We start from the raw sequence: 20,195 nt of genomic DNA on the forward strand, positions 1-20,195 counted from the left end.
CAACGCATTCCCGGACGTCACAGAAGGTGCGCGCCATGACCACGCTCCACCACGAACACCCGGTGCACGACCACATCCATGGGCCGGCCTGCGGGCATCCCGAGGTGCCGCACGGTGACCATGTCGACTACGCGCACGACGGGCACATGCACCGGCGCCACTCGGACCACTACGACGAGTGCGAGCCGGCCGGCCACGTGGCCCATCAGGATCATGAGCATCGGCACGGGGACGGGTGCGGGCACGAGTCCGTTCTCCACGGTGATCATGTGGACTATGTGCATGATGGGCACCGGCACGCCGCCCACGACGGGCACTGGGACGATCACTGAGCGATCCGCCTTGCATGGGGGGTAGCTGCGGGCCGCATGGGGCTGAGCGCGCAGTTCCCCGCGCCCCTTACGGGGCGCTCTTCGGGGTGCTTTGCGGTCTGGACTACATACCGACTGGTCGGCATCATGGTGGACGTCACCACCCATGCCGATCAGGAGCGATAGATGAGCGCAGAGCAGCCGCCGGGTCTCGACCTCGACCAGTTGCGCGGCCACCTCGACCGCGAGCGGCCAGGCCTGGTCGGCGGGCCGCTCGCCGCCCGGCTGATCGAGGGCGGCCGGTCCAACCTCACGTACGCCGTGACGGACGGCACCACGCGCTGGGTCGTCCGGCGGCCCCCGCTGGGCCACGTGCTGGCCACCGCGCACGACATGAAGCGCGAGCACCGGGTGATCGAGGCCCTGTACCCCACGGACGTACCCGTGCCCGCGCCCGTGCTGCTCTGCGAGGACGACACGGTCATCGGGGCGCCCTTCTACGTCATGGAGTTCGTGGACGGCACCCCGTACCGCACCGCCGAGGAGCTGACCCCGCTCGGGCCGGAGCGGACCCGCGCCGCCGTGCTCGGCCTCGTCGACACGCTCGTCGACCTGCACGCCGTGGACCCCGAGGCGGTCGGGCTCGGTGACTTCGGGCGGCCCGACGGCTTCCTCGACCGGCAGCTGCGCCGCTGGGGCAAGCAGCTGGACGCCTCCCGCAACCGCGCCCTCGCCGGCGTCGACGAACTGCACGCGGCGCTCGGGCGCTCGCTGCCCTCCTCCCCGGCGCCGACCGTCATCCACGGCGACTACCGCCTGGACAACGTCCTCATCGGCGAGGACGACCGGATCAGGGCCATCCTCGACTGGGAGATGTCCACGCTCGGAGATCCCCTCACCGACCTCGGGCTGCTCGTCATGTACAGCGCCAAGCTGGAGGTGCCGGACTCCCCCGTCAGTACGACGGCGGGCGCGCCGGGCCACCCGGACCCGGCCGAGCTGATCGAGCGGTACGCCACGCGCTCCGGGCGCGATGTGTCGGCCGTCTCCTGGTACACCGCCTTCGCGTGGTTCAAGCTCGCCGTGATCCTGGAGGGCATCCACTACCGGTACACGCTCGGCCAGACCGTCGGCGCGGGCTTCGACCGGATCGGCGAACTGGTGCCCGTGTTCATCGAGCACGGCCTGACCACTCTTCAGGAAGGCTGACCCGACCATGGATTTCGCATTCGACGCACGCACCGAGGAACTGCGGGCCAAGCTCCTCGCCTTCATGGACGAGCACGTCTATCCGGCGGAGCCCGTCGCCGAGGAACAGCGCGCCGCGCTGGCCTCGCCGTGGGACACCCCCGCCGTGGTCGGGGAGTTGAAGGCCGAGGCCCGCCGCCAGGGCCTGTGGAACCTCTTCCTGCCCGACCCCGCGTACGGTGCCGGGCTGACGAACCTCCAGTACGCGCCGCTCGCCGAGATCACCGGCCGCTCCCCGCACCTGGCGCCCACCGCGCTGAACTGCGCCGCCCCGGACACCGGCAACATGGAGGTCCTCGCCCAGTTCGGCAGCGAGGAGCAGCGCAAGCGCTGGCTCCAGCCGCTGCTCGCCGGGGAGATCCGTTCCGCGTTCGCGATGACCGAGCCGGAGGTGGCCTCCTCCGACGCCACGAACATCACCACGCTGATAGAGCGCTCCCCGGACGGCTCCGAGTACGTCGTCACCGGGCGCAAGTGGTACATCTCCGGGGCGATGAACCCCGACTGCGAGATCTTCATCGTGATGGGCAAGACGGACCCGGAGGGCTCCGACATCCGCCGCCAGCAGTCGATGGTCCTTGTGCCTCGCGACACCCCGGGTGTCGAGGTGAGGCGCGCGATGCGGGTGTACGGCTACGAGGACCACTCCCACGGCGGGCACGCCGAGGTCGTCTTCCACGGTGCGCGCGTCCCGGCCGCGAACCTCGTCGGCGAGGAGGGCGGCGGCTTCGCCATCGCGCAGGCGCGGCTCGGGCCCGGCCGTATCCACCACTGCATGCGGCTGATCGGGATGGCCGAGCGGGCCATCGAGCTGATGTGCCGGCGCGCGGTGGCGCGTACGGCGTTCGGGAAGCCGCTGGCCCAGCAGGGCGTCGTCCAGGAGTGGATCGCGGACGCGCGGGTCGCGGTCGAGCAGGTGCGGCTGCTCGTCCTGAAGACGGCCTGGCTGATGGACACCGTCGGCAACCGGGGTGCCCATACCGAGATCCAGGCCATCAAGATCGCGACGCCGCGTACGGTCGTCGACATCCTCGACCGGGCCGTGCAGTTGCACGGGGCGGGCGGGGTCAGTCAGGACTTTCCGCTGGCGGAGCTTTGGGCGGCAGCGAGGACGCTGCGCTTGGCTGACGGACCGGATGAGGTGCACCAGCGCTCGCTGGCGCGGCGGGAGCTCAAGCGGTATCTGTGACCCGGGGCCGTGGGCGCCGCTGATCACCGGCTTCGCCGAGTTCGTCCTCAAACGCCGGACAGGCTGAATCTCACGGCCGCAGCGCCCGCAGGAGCAAGTCCGCCAAGTGGTCCGCCACCTGTTGGGGGGTCAGGGGGCCCTCGGGGCTGTACCACGTGGACAGGTGGTGGACCGAGCCGAAGTGGTAGTCCACCACCAGGTCCGCCGGGGTCGCCGTGGAGAAGACGCCGGAGTCCTGGCCCTCCTCGATCAGGGCCCGGAAGCGCTCGTGGTAGCGGCGGCGTTCGGCGCGCACCTGCTTGTTCTTCTCGGGGCTCAGGTGGTGCATGGAGCGGAAGAAGATCGAGGCGTCGTCGAGGTTGTCGATGGTGGTGACCACGACGTCCGCGGCGGCGTCCCGGACCCGCTGCTCGACCGGGGCGTCCGCGTCCGCGATGGCGTCCAGACGCTCCTGCTGGACGCGGAGCATCCGGGCGTACACCTCGTGCAGGAGGTCGTCCTTGGAGCCGAAGTAGTGGTAGAGCGCGCCCTTGGTGACGCCGGCCGCCTCCACGATCTCCTGCACCGACGTGCGGTCGTAGCCGTGGTCGGCGAAGAGCCGGGTGGCGGCGGCCAGCAGCCGCTGCGGGACGGGCGTGCCGTCACCGTCCGTCGTCCTGGCCACTTCCGCCACCTGCCTTTCGTGTCACTGACTGTCCTGTGAACGGGAACGCAACTCCCGCCGGAGGATCTTCCCACTTGTCGTCTTCGGCAGCTCCGTCAGGATCTCGACCTCACGCGGGTATTTGTACGCGGCGAGCCGCTCCTTGCAGTACGCGGTCAGTTCGGCGGCGCCCGTGTCGCCGCCGGGACGCAGGCTGACGTACGCCTTGACGCTCTCCCCGCGGTAGCTGTCGGGCACGCCGACGACGGCCGCCTCGCGCACGGCCGGGTGGGAGTAGAGGACGTCCTCGACCTCGCGCGGCCAGACCTTGAAGCCGGACGCGTTGATCATGTCCTTCTTGCGGTCGACGACGTAGAGCCAGCCGGCCGGATCCATGAAGCCGATGTCCCCGGTGCGCAGTTCACCGCCGGGGAAGGCCTCGGCGGTGGCGTCGGGGCGGTTCCAGTAGCCGGGGACCACCTGCGGCCCGGCGACGACGATCTCGCCGTGCTCACCGAACGGGACCTCCTGGCCGCGTTCGTCCAGGATGCGTACGACCGTCTCGGGTCCCGGGACACCGACGGCGAGGGTGCCGGAGACGGGGTCGACCGGGGCCTCCTGGCCCGGCGGCACGGAGGCGCAGGGGGCGGTGCATTCGGTGAGGCCGTACCCGTTGTGGAGGTAGGGGCCGAAGGCGGCGCGGAACTTCACGACGAGCGCCGGGGGCAGCGGCGCGCCGCCCGAGGAGATCAGCCGGAAGGAGTCGAAGTGGGCGCGGGTCACCGAGGGGTGGGCGGCGAGCGCCATGAACGCCGTGGAGGGGCCGACCGTGTACGCGGGGCGGTGTTCGGCGAAGGCGTCGAGGACCACGCCGGCCTCGAAGCGGTAGGCGAGCGCGAGGGTGCCCGCGTTGGCGAGGCACGCCGCGATCTGGGCGACCATGCCGGTGATGTGGAAGAGCGGCGCCATCGCGAAGTAGCAGGCGCCTTCGGGGATTCCGGCGCCGGTGCGCTGGCGTTCCGCGTTGTAGGTGATGTTGCCGTGGGTGTTCATGGCGCCCTTGGGGGTGCCGCTCGTGCCGGACGTGTAGCTGATGAGGGCGACGTCGGTGGGGCCGAGTCCGCGGTCGGCCGGGGCGGGGAGGCCTTGGCGTGCGACCGCCACCAGGTCGTCGGCGTCGGCGGGGACCGGCAGGCGTGCGAAGTCCAGGACCCGGGGGTCGTTCCTGCTCTGGAGGTCGAGCTGGCAGGCGGTGAGCACGATCCGCACCGGCGAGCCCGCCGCCGTGTCGCGCAGATACGTCTCCCAGGAGCGGTCCGCGCAGATCAGCGCCGTCACATCGGCGTCCGCGAGGACGTGGCGGACCTCCGCGGACTTGTACATGGGGTTGACGGGCACCACCGTCGCGCCCGCCTTCCAGGCGCCGAGGAGCGCGATCACGAAGTGCGGGGTGTTCTGGAGGAGGATCGCGACGCGCTCGCCCCGTGCGAGGCCGCGCGCGGCGAGGTGTCCGGCGACGGAGTCGCTGAGGGCGTCGGTCTCGCGGTAGCTGAGGCGGCCGTCGAAGTAGGCGAGGGCGGGGTGTTCGGGGGCCCTGGCGACGGCGGCGCGGAAGGAGTGGACCAGGGTGGGGGCGGGGTTCACGGGGCCGCGCTGGGCTTCGTTGAGGCGGGCGAGCCAGGGCTTGGCGGCGTAGACCGAGCCGTTCGCGTCCGCTGAGGATTCGGTCACCGCTGCGCCTCCTCCCACTTCTGCTGGAGGTGGTTCATGCCGGTCAGCCACTTGTCGGGGGTGGCGGCGCGGGCCTGGTAGTAGGCGGCGACCTCGGGGTGCGGAAGGATCAGGAAGCGGTCCTCGGCCATGCCCGCGAAGAGCGCGGCGGCGACGGCCTCCGGTTCGATCGCGGTGGGGGCGAGCACGAGGTCGCCCGCGGTCCCGGTGGCGGCGAGCATGTCGGTGCGCACGCCCTGCGGGCAGATCGCGTGGACCTTCAGGCCGCGGTGGCGGTAGGTGAGCGAGAGCCATTCGGCGAAGGCGTACGCCCCGTGCTTGGAAACGCTGTAGGGGGCGGCGCCGATCATGGTGAGCAGGCCGGCCGCGGAGACGGTGGAGACGAAGCGGCCGCCGCCGCGCTCCAGCCAGCCGGGCAGCAGGGCCTGCGCCGCGCGCACGTGCGCCATGACGTTGACGTCCCAGGCCGCGGCCCAGACCTCCTCGGGCGCGGCCTCGGTGCCGCCGGAGCCGAGCCCGGCGTTGGCGCAGTACACGTCGACCGTGCCGCCGAGCGCCTCGGTGGCCCGCGGCACGATCCCCGAGGCGTCTCCGGGGACCGCGATGCCGCCCACCTCGTCGGCGACGGCCGCGGCCTTGGCGCCGTCCAGGTCGTTGACGACGACGCGGGCCCCCTCGGCGGCGAAGCGGCGGGCGAGCGCGGCTCCGATCCCGCCCCCGGCACCGGTGACGACGACTCCCTTGTCCCGCAGGCTCTCCACGACCGGTCTCCTTCGACATCGGGCTCGACCACGGCTCTCGCGGCCCGTCCGTCCCGGCAGACTAACCAGTCGGTATGTCGTGGCGGAAGGGGGCGAGTGGCGCCGCCGCTCAGCTCCGGCAGCTCGCGTGCAGGATCCGTGCCAGCTCGCGGGGCTGGGAGAACATCGGCCAGTGCCCGGTGTCCATCTCCACCAGGCGCCAGCGGTCGCTCTTCAGCAGTTCGGCCGCGTCGTCCATCGGCTCGGCGCCGTCGAGCAGGCACTTGACGTATGTCGCGGGCAGCTCGCCGGGCGAGCGCTCCAGCACGGCGGGCCCGGTCAGCGTGGCGCCCGGGTGCGCTGTCGCGCCGCTCGCGAACCGGGCGACCTGCTCGCTCCCGAGGTCCTGCCCGTCGAGGTCGGTCCAGGCCGGGGGTGCCCAGAAGCCGTCGTTCTCGGCGAGCGTCTCCTCGAACACCGCCTGGCCCTGCCACCACGAGGAGGCGAACGACTCCCCGTCGACCGGGACGTTGGCGTCGACGAACACGACGCGGGCGAGCCGGTCGCCGATCCGCTCGGCGGCCTGGCCGACCGGGATGCCCGCGTAGCTGTGCCCGACCAGGACGACATCGCGCGGGCCGAGCCGCTCGACCTCGTCGACGATGTCCCGCACATGGGTCTGCTGATCGGCCGGTATCGCCTGTTTGTCGGCGAGGCCGGAGAGTGTCAGCGGATGGGCGCCGTGCCCGGCCGCCCGCAGCTCCCGTGCCACGTCGTCCCAGGCCCACGCGCCGAGCCAGGCACCCGCCACCAGTACGAAATCGCTCATGGCGCGAACGTACACGCCCCGCGCGGGGTGGGGCAGGCCCCACCCGGGACCTGGGTGCCTGCCGGATGGCGGCGGTGGCCCGGCGTACGGAATCGTGATCTTCGGTCGGCCCAAGTGGGCCGGGTCAAGCGGATCGAGGAGACACGACATGCCCCGCACGGCACCGCGAAGGGTCCCGCTCCTGCTGGTCACGGCGGCGGGCACGGCGGCCCTCCTGGCACCCGCGGCCGCGCAGGCGGCGCCCCGGCCCGCCGGCCCGGTCGCGGCGATCGAGCGCGCCGCCCACCCCTTGCGCTCGACCGGCCCCGGCGGCGGCACGGAGGATCTGCGGCCCCTGGGCAGGATGGTGGGCGACGCCTCTGTGGTGGGTCTGGGCGAGGCCACACACGGTTCCCACGAGTTCTTCACGATGAAGGAGCGCGTGTTCCGCTACCTCGTGGAGGAGAAGGGCTTCACCTCCTTCTCGCAGGAGGTCAGCTGGACGACCGGCCTGCGTTTCGACGCGTATGTGCGGGGCGGCGGTGGCGATGTCCGAAAGCTTGTCCACCGCGAGCTGGCGAAGACGCCCTGGGACACCGAGGAGTACGTCCACCTGCTGCGCTGGATGCGCGCGTACAACGCCGGGCACCCGCACCGCCAGGTGCGCTTCATGGGCAACGACCTCAACTACCCCGAACTCGGCCGCGAAGTGTTCGACGGGGTGGAGGAGTACGTCCGCGCGCACGAGCCCGATCTGCTGCCAGAGATCACCAGCCGCTACGCGCCGATGCGGCGCCTCGCGGACGGAGACACCTACATGGGGCGGCCCCTCAAGGAGCGCCGGGAGCTGGCGGAGAAGGCACGCGAAGCCCTTGACCTGCTGGAGAAGCGCCGACCCGGCTCCGCCGACCGGAAGTTCACCTGGGCGCTCCAGCACGCCCGGTCCCTGTCGCAGACCGCCGCCATCTACGCCTTCCCCCTGGACACGCCCGAGGGCCAGAAGGACGCCATGCTGTACCGCGACCGCCTCATGGCGGCGAACACCGCGTGGTGGCAGCGGCACACCGGCGACAAGGTGCTCCTCTCGGCCCACAACGCCCATGTCGCGTACGAGAGTCATGACCCGCGCTACCCGAAGATGCAGGGCGCCTTCCTGCGGGACAGGCTCGGCGAGCGGTACGTGAGCCTCGGGTTCACCTTCGACCAGGGGTCGTTCCTGGCCCAGGGCCCCGACAACGGCGCGTGGAAGTCCTTCACGGTGGGCCCCGCGACGCGCGGCATGAACGAGCACACCCTCGACAAGGTGCGCCACGACGACTACTTCGTGGACATGCGCTCCCTGCCGAAGCCGACGCGCGCCTGGCTGAGCGAGGCACGGGTGACCCGCAGCATCGGCTCCGGCTGGCCGGACGGACCGTACAAGATCCGCCTCGCGCCCTCGCACGACATCCTCATCCATCTGCACCGCGTCACCGCGGCTCACCGCCAGCCTCAATGAGCGGGATGAGCCGGGGCGCCGGGGCGCTCCCCGAGACGGGCGAGCGCGGGGGATGGCCAGGCGGCCCGCGCGGCAGGACCATACGGGCGTGGAGCCCTACTGGGAACTGACCTTCGACGCCGACGGCGACGTCGACACCGCGCAGCGCGCGGCGCTGCTGTCCGGCACGGAGCGCGAGAGCGTCACCGACCTGCTGGTCTTCGCGCACGGCTGGAACAACGACAAGAAGGACGCCCGCAAGCTGTACCGGCGCTTCTTCGCCCCCTTCGCGCACCTGGCCGCGCCCGAGGCACGCCTCGGCTACGTCGGCGTGCTGTGGCCCGCCATCCGCTTCCCCGACGAGCCGATCCCCGACTTCGACCCCTCGGCCGCCACCGTCGCGGCCACCGCCGCCGCGCCCGTGCTCGACGCGGCCACCCGGCAGGCGCTGGACCGCGCCTTCCCCGACCACGGCGCGACGCTCGACCGAATCGCCGAACTGCTCGCGGAGCGCTCCGATGTCCCCTCCCGGGTCTACGAGTTCGGGCGGCACGTCCGTGAGCTGGTCTCCCTGCGCGAGACGAGCCCTGCCCGCAACCTCGGCGAGGACCTGGGCGCGGGCGAGCCCGCCATGCTCACCGACGACGCGGTCCAGGTCTGCGAGGTGCTGGCCGCCGCGGCCCGCGCGGAGACCGGGCGGCCCGAGCTGCTCGGGGACCTGCGCAAGCGGGTGTGGGACGGCGCGCACGAGCTGCTGCGGCAGGGCACCTACTTCGCGATGAAGCGCCGGGCGGGCGCCGTCGGCCAGCTGGGCCTCGGCCCCGCGATCGGCCTGCTCAGCGCCGACGTGCCCGGCGTCAGGGTGCATCTGATCGGGCACAGCTTCGGCGCCAGGCTCGTGTCGTACGCGCTGCGCGGCATGCCCGCGGACGTGCGCGCGGTGAAGTCGGTGACGCTGCTCCAAGGGGCCTTCTCGCACTACGCGTTCGCCGAGCGGCTGCCGCACGACCGCTCGCGCGGCGGCGCCCTGCGCGGTGTGCAGCGCCGCGTCGACGGCCCCCTCGTGTGCTGCTACTCGCGCCACGACGACGCCCTGGGGCGGCTCTACCCCCTGGCGTCGAAGCTGACCGGCGACTCCACCAGCTTCCTGCACCTGTGGGAGCGGTGGGGCGCCATCGGGTACGGCGGCATCCGGGCCGTGGACGGCACGACACGCATCAGGCTCGGCGAGGCCATGCCCGCCGAGGGGTGCGTCAGCGTGGACGCGGCGTCGGTGGTGCGGCGCGGCGGCCCGCCCGCCGGCGCGCACAGCGATGTGTGCCATGAGGAGCTGGCACGTGCCGTGTTCGCCGCCGGGCGGATCCCTCTCGCCTGAGGGCGCCCCGGCCTACTGGCGGTGCCGGGGGAACTCGACGACCTGCTGGTAGGTGGGGCGGTTCTGCCACTGGACCGGCTTGTGCGTGATGCCGCCGAGCGCCCGGTGGACGATCGCGTCCGCGCACCACTGGTCGCCCGCCTTGCACGCGTCGTCGCCGGGGTAGACCTCGGTGGCGGGCTTGGCGACGGCCTGCGCGAGGGTGGTGAGCAGGGCGTCGCGGCAGGCGTCGAGCTTGCCGTCACCGCAGTAGGTGTGGGCCAGTTCGCCCTTCACCGGCTGCCCGAGGACCTTGCGCAGATCCTTGTCGGCATAGCCCCACCAGCCGTACTGGAAGGCCGATCCGGCGTGCGCCCCGGTGGGGCCGTGGCCCGCGGAGGGCGCCTCGTCGGTGCTCAGCTGCGCGGTCAGCGCGTCGTACAGCTCCTTGCCCATGCCCGGCTTGAACTCGGCCTCGATGAGCAGCGGCCACCAGGCGTCCATGACGCGTACGGCGTCCGGGTGGGCGTACGCCTTGAAGCCCGCGGACGTCTGGTTGCGCTGGGCGCCCGCCTTGCGCCACGCCTCCAACTGCTGCACGGCCTCGGCGAGTCGCGGGTCGGTGACGGCCTTGCTCCGCACCACCTTCAGCAGCTCGGGCAGCACCTGCTCGCCGCGCAGGTCGGTGACGGCCGCCTCGGCCATGGCCCGGGTCAGCGAGGCGCGGGTGACACCGCCCTCCTCCGTGAGCTTCCTGACCCGCCCGTCGAGCAGGTCGCCGCGGTGCACGGCGCTGACGCCGAAGCCCGCCGCGCTGAAGTCCTTGGCCTGTTTGTTGTTCCAGGAGATGTAGTAGTCCTGGTTGACGGACTGGGGGTGCTCGGCGGGCGGGGTCTGTGCCGAGGTGTTGTCCTCCGGGTCGAAGTCCCGCCATTCGTAGGCCTGTTCCGCCTTGACCGGCAGCGCGGGGTCGACGCTCTCGGCGCGCTCGGGGTTGGCGCCGCTGTTGTAGTACGCGATGTCGCGCGAGTCGGCGTAGAACCAGTTGAAGGCGTAGCTGATGTGCTGCGCCGCCTTCTTGAAGGTCGCCGCGTCCGTGACGTACGAGGGGTCGTTCAGCATCTGGAAGCCGATGATCGAGTCGGCCTCGTGGCGGTAGGTGGAGCGCAGCGAGACGTAGGCGACGGGCTTGGCGTCGACGGTCGCGCGGTGGGTGACGATGCCGTACTTGGTGCGCAGGACCTGCATGCGGTAGGAACCGGCGGCCGTGGAGTCGGCGAGGGTCGGCTTCCAGGCGTTCTTGCGCTCCAGCTTCTCCATGGGCGTGCACGTGCCCCGGTACAGATAGCCGGTGGACTGCTTGGTGGGCGTGCCGCCGCCCGGCTCGCACAGCTCGACGGCGTACGTGTCCGTGATGTCCTGCCCGGCGGAGGTCGCCGACCAGGCGTAGTCCTGGCCGCGCCCCAGCTGGACGTACATCCCCACACCCGCGAAGGAGACACCGCGCGCGCTGATGCCGGGCCCCTGGAGCTCCTGCTGCATGAGGAGCTGGGGCGCGAAGTACCCGGTCTGGGGGCCGAAGACGGCGACGGGGTTCCCGCTCGCGGTGTGCTTGCCGGAGACGAGCAGGGCGTTCGACATGCCCTTCTTGTGGCCGCCCGGCCTGAAGAGGTCCGAGGGCAGGACGCCCTTGTCGTACATGCCCTGGAGCGGCTTGAGCTTCTTGGGGGCCCGCACCGGGTCCTTGGCGCCGCTCTTCGCGCCGCCCTCCCGGTCGTACACCAGTTGCTCGCGCTCGACCGAGCCCGGGTCGGGCATGGCCGTGCCGCGCGCCTTCTCGGGCTTGCCCGCGTACGGGAAGCTCGTGCCGTCGTGGACGGTCTGCACGGCCTCGGGGTCGTTGCGGGCGCGGAAGGACTCCCAGACCTCCGTGCCCTTCTCCACGCCGTACTTCTCCTGGGCCTTCAGGAGGGAGAGGGCGGACTCGACCTCTCCGCCGCCGCCGTTGCCGAAGAGCCCGCCGACGACCGAGGCGAGCGCGATCATGTCGGTGACCTTGAAGGGCTCTATCTCGCCGATGTTGGTGATCGCGTCGATCTTGCCGGTGAGGACGTACTCGCCGGGGAAGTAGCGGCCGTTCTTCGCCTTCACGCGGTAGGCGTTGAGCCCGTCGACGTAGGCCTGCGCGTCCTCCATCGCCCGCTCGCCGCGCTCGCCCCGCGTCGCCTTGATGTACTCGACCTGCTTCTCCAGGTCCTTCTCCGTGTACGGGGCCTGCGGCCAGAACTGCTGCTCAAGGCCCTGATTGGCGAGTGCCCCGCCCGCGAACGAGGTCAGTTGGCCACGGCCGATGTGCCGGAAGAGGTCGATGAGCCAGAGCCGGTCCTGCCCGGCCGCGAAGCCCGCGCCGAACTCGGTTCCGTAGCGCGTGGTGCCTTTGATGTGCGGGATGCCGTACTTCTTGTCGCGCGTGATCGTCACGTCGTCGCGCGGCTTGGTGACCGAGGCGATCTGGCCGTCGCGCACCCCGAAGGAGGCGTCGTCGAAGAAGTCTGTGAGACGGTCGTCGGTAAGTGAGGGGTAGCCGGACGACAGTGCGTCGTAGGGGCCCAACTGGTCGTTCGCGTGGGCGGGTTGGGTGCCGAGGAGGCGGTGTGCGAGGATCTCGGCGAGTGTCGCGTTGCCGTTGGCGCCGGGTGGCAGGATGTCCGCGCACTGCCCCTCGCAGTAGTCGGCGCTCTCCTCGGCGGCGGGCTCGCGCGGCGCCGCCCCCGCCCCCGGCAGGGGCGCCACCAGGCAGGCGCCGAGCGCGAGCGCCACTCCCGCCGTGAGCGTTCCGAGTCTGACGATGCGTCGTCGCATGGCTGCTCCTCCGGGTTCTGCGGAAGGCCGATGCGGCGGAGGTTACTGGCGAGTTGATGAACTCGAAAGATGAACAACCTTCGCCTTTTCGGAATCACCACAACGCGCCCCCTTCCCGGGCGCATCAGACCAGCTCGGGCGGGCAGGCGAAGAACGGTCGCCTCGAAAGGGAGCCGATTCGCGTGTCGATACGTCTACTCGGCGACGTCGTTTCGACTTCGACTCGACTGCGACGCCGGCAGATACGGAACACGGGGTACCAGTTCGGAAGTACGTGTGACGGAGGTGCAGGGCGATGGCCGGATTCCGGAGTCTCGCGAGACAGGTGCGTGATCCGCAGAGCGATCTGGCGCTGCGGCGCTACTCGCTGCGCAAGTGCCTGGAGAGGTTCGCCCCCTATGGGCACCGGGCGACCTGGGACCATCTGTGTTCCCGGGCGGGCTTCGGGCCCGAGGACAGGTCACCGGATCCGGCGCGGCTGGTGGCCGCGCTGGAGGAGCTGGAGGCGGCACGGGCGGTCTGGCTCGCCTATGAGGCGGAGTTCGCGGAGCGCCGCCGCAGGGAGAAGCACGACGGGCTCAGGCGCCCCGGCAGCGAGGACGACTGGCACCGCCGCACCTGGGGCGGCTGCGGGGTCGCCTGGTGCGACGATCCGGGGGTCCACCCCCGGGCGCCTCTCGCCGAAGTGCTGCGCCGGCTGATCGCGGCGCTGGAGAGGGAGCCGGGCGCCTCGTGCCCCGTCTGCGGGGACACCTACCTGGTGTGGAAGCGCGGCCTCGCGCACAAGCCGTCATCCGGTGCGGTCTGCACGGGCTGCGGCATCGTCGTGCCGGCCCCCGTGCTCACACCGGACGCGGTGGCGCGTGCGCGGGCGCGGATCCTGCGGCCGCTGGTCACGGCGTGAGGGAGGGAGCGGTCAGGGTGTGGCCACGCCGGTGTGTATGGCGAGTTTGAACTGGGCGTGGGTCAGCGGCGTGGCGAGCTTCACGTCTCCCACGCCGCGTGCCGAGATCTTCAGCCCGACCGGCGTGCCCGGGTGGACGAACATCTGCCAGACGTACGACCGGTACTGACCGCCCCTGGTGGGCGCGGAGTCGGTCGTGGCGGTCGAGTCGTAGCCGGTCGTCAGGTTCAGCGGGTCGCGGACGAAACGGCTGCGGTACTCGATGGGCCCGCCGGCGGGCTGCCAGAAGACCAGCGCGGAGAGCACGCCCCACCCGTCGTGGCTCGGCCAGATCAGTCCCGAGCGGGCGTGCGGGAAGTCGGCGGGACCGGTGCCGCCCTTGCCCGGGTCGTGCATGCGCCACGGGTCGTACGACTCCGCCGCCTCCCCGTACGGAAAGCGCACGAGGTGGTAGCCGTCGCTGTCGTATCTGATGGCCTGCGGCCCGTGCTGTGCGGCGTCCCACTTCAACGAGCAGATGGCGACGGACATCGGCCCTCCCCCTGAGTGATGTCGTGTGGTGCCTCTGTTCTCTCTTGTACTACGCGTGGGCCCGGCGCACTACGTGTTGGCCCGGGGCACTACGCGCGGGCCCGGCGCACTACGCCTTGGGGCGGCGCTCCACCATCAGGCGGGAGCCGGTGAGGCGTTCGCCGAAGACGTCGTCGGGGTTGGAGAGCACGCACGTCTCCAGGGAGAGGCAGCCGCAGCCGATGCAGTCGGTGAGGTGGTCCCGCAGCCGGCCCAACTGCTTGATGCGCTCGTCCAGTTCCGCGCGCCAGTGCTCCGAGAGGTGCGCCCAGTCCTCGTGGTTGGGCGTGCGCTCCTCGGGCAGCGAGTCGAGGGCCTCGCGGATCGTGGCGAGCGGGATGCCGACGCGCTGGGAGGCACGGATGAAGGCGACGCGGCGCAGCGTGTCCCGGTGGTAGCGGCGCTGGTTGCCCGAGGTGCGGCGGCTGGAGATGAGGCCCTTGGACTCGTAGAAGTGCAGGGCGGAGACGGCGGCGCCACTACGGGCCGACAGCTGGCCGACCGTGAGTTCGTGGACCTTCTCTGGGATCTGGGGCACGTGGCGAACCCTAATGGCTGGTCCGTTGACACGCGTCGGCGCACACCGCATGCTGAGCAAGCGCTTAGTCCGCGCATGACGCACACGTCTAGGAGGCCAGGGACATGGCGGAGCCGAGGATCTTCACATCGGCCGGGGAGCTGCGCGCCGGGGTCGGCGAGCGGCTGGGGTACAGCGACTGGCTGGAGATCGACCAGAAGCGGATCGACCTCTTCGCCGAGGCCACGGGCGACCACCAGTGGATCCACGTGGACGCGGAGAAGGCGGCGGCCGGCCCCTTCGGGACGACCATCGCGCACGGCTATCTGACCCTGTCGCTGCTGCCGAGCCTGGTGCCGCAGATCATGCGCGTCGAGGGCATGAAGATGGGCATCAACTACGGCACCGACAAGGTCCGCTTCCCCTCCCCCGTGCCGGTCGGCTCCCGGCTGCGGGCGAGTGCCGAACTCACGGACGTGACGCCCACGAAGGACGGCGGCGTGCAGGTGACGGCGCGGGTGACCGTGGAGCGCGAGGGGGCCGACAAGCCCGCGTGCGTGGCGGAGTCGGTGTCGCGCTACTACTTCTGAGGGCACTCCCGCATACGGGCGCTCCGGCGCCACCTCAGTACGGGCGCCCCGGCGCCCCCTAAGTACGGGCGCCCACCATCCGCAGCACAAGGTCGGCGTAGAGCGCGCCGACCTCGTCGGGTGTGCGGCGCCCGGCCACGTTGAACCAGCGGGCCACGTCGATGCAGAGCGAGAGCACGGCGAGCGTGGTACCCGGCACGTCCGGGACGTCGAACTCCCCCGCCCGCACACCGTCGTTGATGATGCCGCGGACCGCCGCGTCCGACTCGCGGCGCAGCGCGACGATCTCCGTGCGGTGCTCCTCGCCGAGCGCGTCCAGCTCGTACTGCACCACGCGCGCGGTCGTGTGGTGGGCGGCGTGCCAGCCGACGAAGGAGCGCACGGCCGCCGCGAGCCGGTCGGCCGCGGTGCCCTCGCCGTCCGCCGCGGTGCGCAGGATGGTGAGGGCCTTGTCGTGGCCGATCCTGCTGATGCGGTGGAGCAGCTCTTCCTTGGTCTTGTAGTGGATGTAGAGCGCGGCGGGGCTCATGCCCGCGCGGCCGGCGATGTCACGGGTCGTCGTCGCGTGGTAGCCGCGCTCGGCGAAGGCCTCGACGGCGGCGATCAGCAGCCGCCTGGCCGCGTCGGGGCTGACCTGGCCCCACGGCTGCTCCTCGACGCCGGTCTCCTCCGCCGCACCCATGCCCACTCCTTCACACCTGACCCGGTCTGCCGGGAGGGACACCATACCCCTGATGGTGAGCAAGCGCTTAGGGAGCGGGCCGGAGGGTCAGGCGACGGGCTTGAACGGGTCGTGTTCGGCGAGGATCTTCTCCAGCCGGGCCTGGTCGACGCGGCTGACGATCTGGTCGGCCTCCTGCCGGTCCCTGACCACCTTGGCCAGGGTGAACGCGGACGTCGTCAGATACAGGACGGAGACGGCGAGGAAGGCGCGGATCCAGCCGCTGACATCGAGGCTGTAGATGCCGACCGATGTCGCGCCGAGGGCGATGGCGAACGACGCGACGGCCTGGCCGTAGTAGGCGGTGGTGCTCTGCTGCTTGACCGGAGTCTCACTCATGGCCCCAGCCTGGGCCGGGAGGGGGCCCGCCACATCCGCTCCCGTACTCAACTCACGTACTCAGAAGGCTGGTCCGCAGCCGCTCTCAGAACGCGGACACGCCCGTCAGCGCGCGGCCGATGACCAGTTTCTGGATCTGGCTCGTGCCCTCGTAGAGGGTCATCACGCGGGCGTCGCGCAGCAGCTTGCCCGCCGGGTACTCGTCTATGTAGCCGTAGCCGCCGAAGACCTGGAGGGCGTTGTTGGCGGCGCGCACGGCGGCCTCCGAGGCGAACAGTTTGGCCTTGGAGGACTCCGTGGCGAAGGGCTGCCCCCGGTCGATGAGGTCGGCGACCCGCCAGGTGAGCAGGCGCGCCGCGTCCACGTCCACCGCGATGTCGCTGATCAGCTCCTGGATCAGCTGGTGGTGGGCGATGGCCTTGCCGAACTGTTCGCGCTCTCCGGCGTACGTCACCGCCGCGTCCAGCGCGGCCTGCGCGATGCCCACACAGCCCGCGGCCACCGACATGCGGCCCTTGGCCAGCGCCGACATGGCGACGGAGAAGCCCTTGCCCTCGGGCGCCAGCATGGCCGACGCGGGGACGCGGACGTCCTCAAGGACCAGCTCGGCGGTGGCCTGGCCGCGCAGGCCGAGCTTGCCGTGGACGGTGCGGCGGCCCAGGCCCGGGGTGTCGGTGGGCACGAGGAAGGCGGAGACGCCCTTGTGTCCGGGGGTGTCGTTCGTCCGGGCGAAGAGCAGCACGACATCGGCCCAGGTGCCGTTCGTGATGAACATCTTGGAGCCGTTGATGACGTAGTCGCCGCCGTCGCGCACGGCCTTCGTCGAGAGGTTGCCCGCGTCGGAGCCGGTGCCGGGCTCGGTGAGGCCGAAGCAGCCGACGTACTCACCGGAGGTGAGCCCCGGCAGCCACTGCCGCTTCTGCGCCTCGCTGCCCCAGGCGGCGATGGTCTTGGCCACGAGGCCCAGCGAGACCGAGACGATGCCGCGCACGGAGGAGTCACCGCGGCCCAGCTCCTCGGTGACCAGGCAGTAGGCGAGGTGGTCGCCGCCGGAGCCGCCGTACTCCTCGTCGATGGTGAGCCCGAGGAAGCCGACGTCGCCGAGCTTCTTGACCAGGGCCCGGTCGACGCTCTCGGCGCGGTCCCACGCGATGACGTGCGGGGTGATCTCGCGTGCGACGAAGTCCTCGGCCAGCTGCCGGACGGCGGTCTGCTCCTCGCTCAGCTCCAGGTTCATCGTGGGCACCTCTTCGCGTCGGGTTACGTCGAGTTACGTCAGCTTTAAATTAGCACTGCTAGTTTCCTGCGGCAGCCCTACTATGTGCCGCATGGCCCGACCGCGCAAGCCCCTCCTCAGCCGAGAACGCATCGTCGAGACGGCGCGCGCCCTCGTGGACGCGGAGGGCCTCGCGGCCGTCTCCACCCGCCGCCTCGCCGCCGAGCTGGGGGTGAGCGGGCCGTCCCTCTACAACCACTTCCGCACCAAGGACCAGATCCTGGAGGCGGTCGCCGACTCGGTGAGCGCGCAGGTCGACCTGTCGATGTTCGACGCCGCCGACGGCCGCGACTGGCGCACGGCGCTGCACGACTGGGCGGTCTCCTACCGGGCCGCGCTCACCCGGCACCCGAACATCGTTCCGGTCCTCGCCCGGGGTCCCGGCCGCCGCCCGGCAGGACTGCGGCTCGCGGACACGATGTTCGGGGCGATGGTCGACGCGGGCTGGCCCGCCGCGCAGGCCACGTCGATCGGCGCGCTGATGCGGTACTTCATCATGGGCTCCGCGCTCGGCTCCTTCGCCGGCGGTTTCGTGGACGACGAGACGGCGTACGACCCGTCGGACTACCCCCACCTCGGCCAGGCCCACCTCCTGGCCGACCGCCAGCACCTCATCGACGCCCGCGCCTTCGAAACGGGCCTCAAGGCACTGCTGGACGGGCTGGCGCTCCAGTTCGAGCAGATGTCGGCCGCGTCGGACGTTTGACCCTGACGCAGGGGCAGCCTCTCAGCATGGCCGGCATGACGACGAACAGAGGCGGCACGGCGGTGCGGCACTTCACGGTCCACCACGACGGCGTCACGGTCCCGGTCTCCCGTGGCGGCAGAGGGCGGCCGCTGGTCCTCTGCCCCGGGCTGAACTCGACCCAGGCCGACCTGCACGAGCTGACCGGGCTGCTGCGCCGCGACCACGACGTGGTGACCTTCGACCTCAGGGGCCACGGCCTCGCCCCTGCCGCCGACCGCTGCTCCTTCGACGTGTTCCTCGGCGACCTCGTCGCGGTGCTGGCGGAGCCGGGGCGTCTCGGCCTGGCCGGGCCACCCGTGCTCGTGGGCTACTCACTGGGCGCGGACCTGGCCGTGCACTACGCCTCCGAGCACCCTGACGCCGTCGCCGGGCTCGTCCTCATCGACGGGGCGAACCCGCTGCCCGAACCGTTCATCACCGGCGGCGACCTGGCGGCATTCCGGGCGATGGCGGAGGAGCTGGCGACGCGGCAGGAGGCCGAGCGGGCCAGGGGCTCCGCGCGTCAGGTGTCGCTCACCGCACAGGACATCCACGAGCTGAACCTGGAGATCGACGTGGTGCGCTCCGAAATCCTCACCCGGTACCGGAAGATCGACCGCCCCATCAGCATGATCATGTCGACCTCGATCGCCGGAGACAGCGGCGAAGGGCGCGCGCCACGGCACAACCGGCTCTGGCGGACCGGCGTCGAGCGGCTCGTCCGCGAACTGCCGCGGGTCTCCGCGTCCTGGCTCGACGCCGATCACCGGCTGGTCTTCACCCATGCCCCGGAGATCGCCCGGATCATCGGGAGACTGGTCCGATGCTGACCATCGGCGAGCTGGCGTCGTATGCCGGGGTGACGGTGCGCGCGGTGCGGCACTACCACGCCAAGGGGCTGCTGCCGGAGCCCGAACGGGACCACTCCGGCTATCGCAGGTACGGCGCCGACGCGGTGATCGAGCTGATCAGGATCCGGACCCTCGCCGGAGCCGGGGTCCCCCTGGCGCGCGTGAGGAAGCTGCTCCAGGCCGACGGGGCGCAGTTCGCCGCGGCGGTCGCGGACATCGACGAGCGGCTGCGGGCGGAGATCCGGGAGCGGCAGCGGCACCGCGAGCGGATCGCCCTGCTCGCGGCCGGGGAGAGCCTGGTACTGCCCCCGGAAGTGGTCGAGTTCCTCGATCACCTCCGGGCGCTCGGGGTCGACGAGCGGATCGTACGGGTCGAACGCGACGGCTGGATCCCGCTGGCGGCGCACTCACCCGAGCGGGTCGCGGAGTGGACGGCACGCAAGCGGAAGCAGATCGCCGACCCGCGGCTCATCGCCTTCTACCTCACCCTGGGCCAGGCTCTCGACCACTCCGACGACGACCCGCGCCTGGTCGAGCTGGCCGACCACATGGCCGTGTACCTGGGGCAGTTGGCCGATGAGCAGGGCGAGGAGTACGTCGACGACGCCGACATCGAGCCCCCGCTCGTCCAGCTGATGGACGCCCTGGCCTTCGGCGCCGCGCCGCCGGCCCGTCGGCTGATCGAGCTGCTGAGGGAGCGGGGCTGGACGGGCTGGACCAAGCTCGAACGCGCCCCGGTCAGCCGTTCACGATGCGCTCCACCGCCGCCGTGATCAGCTCCTCCCGTTCGGTCTCCGAGAGGACGTCCGGCAGCGTCAGCTGTTCCACGATGAGCCAGTTGAAGGTCAGGTAGAGCAGGCGCACGGCGGTCGCGTCGCCGGGGAGGCCGGAACTCTCGTGGTAGGCGACGTTGGCGTCGAGGTCGGCGCGGACGCGGGCGGTGAGGACGGCGCGCAGCTCCGGTCGCCTGGTCGCCTCCAGGCGCAGTTCGAGCAGGGCGAGGTAACCGGTGCGGAAGCCGCCGACCCGGCCGACGACGTCCCGCATCAGCGAAGCGTACGTCTCCTTGTCCGGCTTGGCGGTGCGCTGGCGCTCGATCTCCTCGGCGCTGGGCTGGAGACGCTCATAGACCCGGGCGGCGGCCTGGGTCAGCAGGTCGTCGCGGTTGCCGAAGTAGTTGGAGGCCGTGCCGGTGGGCACACCGGCCCGCGTGTCGACCGCCCGGAAGGTCAGCCCTCTGGCGCCTTCGCCCGCCAGCACCTCGATGGCGGCATCGACCAGGGCCGCACGCCGTTCGTCGTTCCTTCGCACCATTGACGCCACTCCATCCGTAGCAC

General features: G+C 71.5%; 21 protein-coding genes. 10 read left to right on the plus strand and 11 right to left on the minus strand.

All coding sequences use genetic code 11. The annotated features are described in order from the left end of the window. The first annotated feature begins 35 nt into the window (after nt 1–35). The 3 genes from DMA15_RS37335 to DMA15_RS06935 all read left to right on the plus strand — a co-directional run bounded on the left by DMA15_RS37335 (nt 36) and on the right by DMA15_RS06935 (nt 2,748). A complete protein-coding gene (locus tag DMA15_RS37335) occupies nt 36–332 on the plus strand; it encodes a hypothetical protein (protein WP_125511772.1) in 297 nt (98 codons plus the stop codon). Between the two features lie 165 nt (nt 333–497). Further along, nucleotides 498–1,520 (plus strand): phosphotransferase family protein, encoded by a 1,023-nt coding sequence (locus tag DMA15_RS06930; protein ID WP_125511773.1) that lies wholly within the window; start codon nt 498–500, stop codon nt 1,518–1,520. Nucleotides 1,521–1,527: 7 nt separating this feature from the next. Then, nucleotides 1,528–2,748: an acyl-CoA dehydrogenase family protein gene (locus DMA15_RS06935; RefSeq protein ID WP_125511774.1), complete on the plus strand. Its 1,221-nt coding sequence runs from the start codon at nt 1,528–1,530 to the stop codon at nt 2,746–2,748. A gap of 70 nt (nt 2,749–2,818) precedes the next feature. On the opposite strand, the gene DMA15_RS06940 is transcribed toward DMA15_RS06935, so the two are convergent. The 4 genes from DMA15_RS06940 to DMA15_RS06955 all read right to left on the minus strand — a co-directional run bounded on the left by DMA15_RS06940 (nt 2,819) and on the right by DMA15_RS06955 (nt 6,691). Further along, entirely contained in the window at nt 2,819–3,412 is a 594-nt protein-coding gene (locus tag DMA15_RS06940; protein ID WP_125511775.1) for a TetR/AcrR family transcriptional regulator, read from the minus strand. A gap of 21 nt (nt 3,413–3,433) precedes the next feature. Beyond that, nucleotides 3,434–5,122 carry an AMP-binding protein gene (locus DMA15_RS06945; protein ID WP_125511776.1) on the minus strand — a complete coding sequence of 563 codons (1,689 nt, stop codon included), beginning with the start codon at nt 5,120–5,122 and terminating at the stop codon, nt 3,434–3,436. Further along, the gene (locus DMA15_RS06950) at nt 5,119–5,883 is read right to left on the minus strand and encodes an SDR family oxidoreductase (protein WP_125511777.1); all 765 of its coding nucleotides are present in this window, start codon (nt 5,881–5,883) and stop codon (nt 5,119–5,121) included. The genes DMA15_RS06945 and DMA15_RS06950 overlap by 4 nt, the downstream gene beginning before the upstream one ends. A gap of 109 nt (nt 5,884–5,992) precedes the next feature. After that, nucleotides 5,993–6,691 carry an alpha/beta hydrolase gene (locus tag DMA15_RS06955; RefSeq protein ID WP_125511778.1) on the minus strand — a complete coding sequence of 233 codons (699 nt, stop codon included), beginning with the start codon at nt 6,689–6,691 and terminating at the stop codon, nt 5,993–5,995. Nucleotides 6,692–6,839: 148 nt separating this feature from the next. Between DMA15_RS06955 and DMA15_RS06960 the strand changes: the two genes are divergently transcribed. Together DMA15_RS06960 and DMA15_RS06965 are read left to right on the plus strand one after the other, a co-directional pair. Continuing rightward, complete coding sequence (locus DMA15_RS06960) at nt 6,840–8,168, plus strand: erythromycin esterase family protein (RefSeq protein WP_125511779.1); 1,329 nt, start codon at nt 6,840–6,842, stop codon at nt 8,166–8,168. Nucleotides 8,169–8,256: 88 nt separating this feature from the next. Continuing rightward, nucleotides 8,257–9,522: a serine-threonine protein kinase gene (locus tag DMA15_RS06965; protein WP_125511780.1), complete on the plus strand. Its 1,266-nt coding sequence runs from the start codon at nt 8,257–8,259 to the stop codon at nt 9,520–9,522. 12 nt (nt 9,523–9,534) lie between these two features. Here DMA15_RS06965 and DMA15_RS06970 read toward each other — a convergent pair whose 3' ends face one another. Next, a complete protein-coding gene (locus DMA15_RS06970; protein ID WP_125511781.1) occupies nt 9,535–12,363 on the minus strand; it encodes a penicillin acylase family protein in 2,829 nt (942 codons plus the stop codon). A 295-nt stretch (nt 12,364–12,658) separates the two neighbouring features. Between DMA15_RS06970 and DMA15_RS06975 the strand changes: the two genes are divergently transcribed. After that, the gene (locus DMA15_RS06975) at nt 12,659–13,267 is read left to right on the plus strand and encodes a hypothetical protein (protein ID WP_125511782.1); all 609 of its coding nucleotides are present in this window, start codon (nt 12,659–12,661) and stop codon (nt 13,265–13,267) included. 12 nt (nt 13,268–13,279) lie between these two features. On the opposite strand, the gene DMA15_RS06980 is transcribed toward DMA15_RS06975, so the two are convergent. Then, complete coding sequence (locus tag DMA15_RS06980; RefSeq protein WP_125511783.1) at nt 13,280–13,798, minus strand: hypothetical protein; 519 nt, start codon at nt 13,796–13,798, stop codon at nt 13,280–13,282. A gap of 109 nt (nt 13,799–13,907) precedes the next feature. Then, entirely contained in the window at nt 13,908–14,375 is a 468-nt protein-coding gene (gene soxR / locus DMA15_RS06985) for a redox-sensitive transcriptional activator SoxR (protein ID WP_125511784.1), read from the minus strand. A gap of 104 nt (nt 14,376–14,479) precedes the next feature. Here soxR and DMA15_RS06990 point away from each other — a divergent pair, with 104 nt between their 5' ends. Next, nucleotides 14,480–14,944, plus strand: a complete 465-nt coding sequence (locus tag DMA15_RS06990; RefSeq protein WP_125511785.1) for a MaoC family dehydratase — start codon at nt 14,480–14,482, stop codon at nt 14,942–14,944. A gap of 58 nt (nt 14,945–15,002) precedes the next feature. Here the strand turns inward: DMA15_RS06990 and DMA15_RS06995 are convergent, their stop codons facing one another. The 3 genes from DMA15_RS06995 to DMA15_RS07005 all read right to left on the minus strand — a co-directional run bounded on the left by DMA15_RS06995 (nt 15,003) and on the right by DMA15_RS07005 (nt 17,241). Beyond that, the gene (locus DMA15_RS06995) at nt 15,003–15,626 is read right to left on the minus strand and encodes a TetR/AcrR family transcriptional regulator (RefSeq protein ID WP_125511786.1); all 624 of its coding nucleotides are present in this window, start codon (nt 15,624–15,626) and stop codon (nt 15,003–15,005) included. An 87-nt stretch (nt 15,627–15,713) separates the two neighbouring features. Further along, complete coding sequence (locus DMA15_RS07000; protein WP_125511787.1) at nt 15,714–16,004, minus strand: YiaA/YiaB family inner membrane protein; 291 nt, start codon at nt 16,002–16,004, stop codon at nt 15,714–15,716. A gap of 85 nt (nt 16,005–16,089) precedes the next feature. After that, a complete protein-coding gene (locus DMA15_RS07005; RefSeq protein ID WP_125511788.1) occupies nt 16,090–17,241 on the minus strand; it encodes an acyl-CoA dehydrogenase family protein in 1,152 nt (383 codons plus the stop codon). Between the two features lie 91 nt (nt 17,242–17,332). Here DMA15_RS07005 and DMA15_RS07010 point away from each other — a divergent pair, with 91 nt between their 5' ends. The 3 genes from DMA15_RS07010 to DMA15_RS07020 are packed head-to-tail and all read left to right on the plus strand — an operon-like array spanning nt 17,333 to nt 19,631. After that, entirely contained in the window at nt 17,333–17,986 is a 654-nt protein-coding gene (locus DMA15_RS07010) for a TetR/AcrR family transcriptional regulator C-terminal domain-containing protein (protein ID WP_125511789.1), read from the plus strand. Nucleotides 17,987–18,021: 35 nt separating this feature from the next. Continuing rightward, nucleotides 18,022–18,837 carry an alpha/beta fold hydrolase gene (locus DMA15_RS37930; protein ID WP_206302669.1) on the plus strand — a complete coding sequence of 272 codons (816 nt, stop codon included), beginning with the start codon at nt 18,022–18,024 and terminating at the stop codon, nt 18,835–18,837. Continuing rightward, complete coding sequence (locus DMA15_RS07020; RefSeq protein ID WP_125511791.1) at nt 18,831–19,631, plus strand: MerR family transcriptional regulator; 801 nt, start codon at nt 18,831–18,833, stop codon at nt 19,629–19,631. Before DMA15_RS37930 ends, DMA15_RS07020 begins: the two co-directional genes overlap by 7 nt. Here DMA15_RS07020 and DMA15_RS07025 read toward each other — a convergent pair. Next, nucleotides 19,597–20,172, minus strand: a complete 576-nt coding sequence (locus DMA15_RS07025; RefSeq protein WP_125511792.1) for a TetR/AcrR family transcriptional regulator — start codon at nt 20,170–20,172, stop codon at nt 19,597–19,599. The two genes, DMA15_RS07020 and DMA15_RS07025, sit on opposite strands and share 35 nt — an antisense overlap. Nucleotides 20,173–20,195 lie beyond the last annotated feature (23 nt).

The sequence above is a fragment of the Streptomyces sp. WAC 01529 genome (assembly GCF_003945545.1).
Lineage (GTDB): Bacteria > Actinomycetota > Actinomycetes > Streptomycetales > Streptomycetaceae > Streptomyces > Streptomyces anatolicus.